The organism is Endozoicomonas sp. SESOKO1 (assembly GCF_024606265.1).
In the GTDB taxonomy this organism is placed as follows: Bacteria; Pseudomonadota; Gammaproteobacteria; order Pseudomonadales; family Endozoicomonadaceae; genus Endozoicomonas.
Map to the genome: position 1 here is coordinate 1 of NZ_JAHHPP010000207.1, position 1639 is coordinate 1639.

Consider the following 1639-nt stretch of genomic DNA (forward strand, 5'->3'; position numbering starts at 1 on the left):
CTGACGTATAACTCGATCAGGCGCCCAGGGAATCCTCAAGCTCTGCCTTCCAGATGGCCATGGCCAGTGCTGGCACACGAAGGACTTTTGGGGTTGGTATCCACTTGTGGCGAATGCGGGAAAACACATCAAATCGCCCAGACATGCCGGCCATCGCTTCAGCAACCACACGTCCGGCAATATTGGTCAGCGCGACACCATGCCCCGTATAGCCATGTGCCGTGTAAATATCATTACCCAGATGCTCAATATGCGGCATGTATTCCCGGGTCACCGCAAACAAGCCACCCCAGTGGTACTCCATTGTCACATCATCAAGCTGTGGAAATACCTTCAGCATCCGCTGACGCAGGCGCTCTTTGGAGTCACTGTATTCCCCATTGAATGGGTGATTAACGCCACCAAACAGAATGCGGCCATCGGCGGTGGGACGGAAATAGTCAAGACTGTTATTCAAGTCAGACATGGCCATTTTATTGGTAATGGGCTGTCTATCTCCCAGAGGCTCGGTAACCGCAATATACGAGGCCACCGGTAATACTTTGCTTTCTGCCTTGCGGTTAAGGCCATCAATGTAAGCATTACAGGCCAGGAGAACCTGCTTCGCCTTCACACTGCCCTGCTCCGTTATTACCCGGTTTGGGCTGCCTTTGACCAGTTTGATTGCCTTGCTCTGCTCGTATACATGAGTGCCCAGGTCGATCGCTGCGCGGGCCAGGCCCAAAGTGTAGTTGAGAGGATGCATATGGCCGCTGTTGGTATCAAACAGCCCTCCCAGGTATTTCTCCGTTGAGGCCACTTCCCGAATTTTGTCACGGTCCCACCAGGTGACGCTGGGATAGTCATAACGGGTCTGTTTCAACTCAAGCCAGGACTTCAGCTCTTTTTCCTGACTTGGCTTGATGGCTAATTCGATATAATTCTGCTGGAAATCACAATCGATATTGAACTCACGGATACGATCACGAACGATATCCAGCGACTCGCAGGAAAGATCCCACAGCTGTTTGCCCCATTGCGGGCCAAAGGTTTCATCCACCTCTCGCAGCCCCAGACAGTAACCTGCCAGACACTGCCCGCCATTGCGCCCGGACGCAGCCCAGGAAATACGGCCAGATTCCAGCAGCACCACATCAAAGCCACGCTTGCGCAGTTCAATGGCCGCATTAAAACCGGTCATACCACCACCGATGATGCAGACATCCGCAGTAATATCGCCGTTCAGTACCGGCTGTAGCGGAATTGAATGCCCGGTAACCTGATAATAGGAATCAATATATTCGCCAGTTTGGCTCATTCCAGTTGCCCACTTGTTTTCAAAAACTGAAAGTCAATAATGCAGAGGCCCTGAGCGATGCAAACCAACCATTACATATTCATCGTCAGTCTCTGGTCATGGCAGTATGGCTTTCATCATCACCATAAGCGGCGTGGATTATCAGGTGGATACCCGGTAGTGACAATAAGTAACCGACCATATAAAAAGACTTTTTTAGTAACGCAAAAGCGTCAGATAGCGTTTATTCAGTAAGATTCACCAAAAAATGAATCAGTTACACGGGTTCAACTATCCAAACAAAAGACACCGATAAATAAAAGAATTCCGAAATGAAACATTTACATGATATTGAGATAGATC

1 protein-coding gene is annotated in these 1639 nt (G+C 49.6%); it reads right to left on the reverse strand.

Translation table 11 applies throughout. The annotated features are described in order from the left end of the window. Window positions 1–16: 16 nt before the first annotated feature. A complete protein-coding gene (locus KDK13_RS09730; protein ID WP_257284784.1) occupies window positions 17–1297 on the reverse strand; it encodes an FAD-binding oxidoreductase in 1281 nt (426 codons plus the stop codon). Window positions 1298–1639 lie beyond the last annotated feature (342 nt).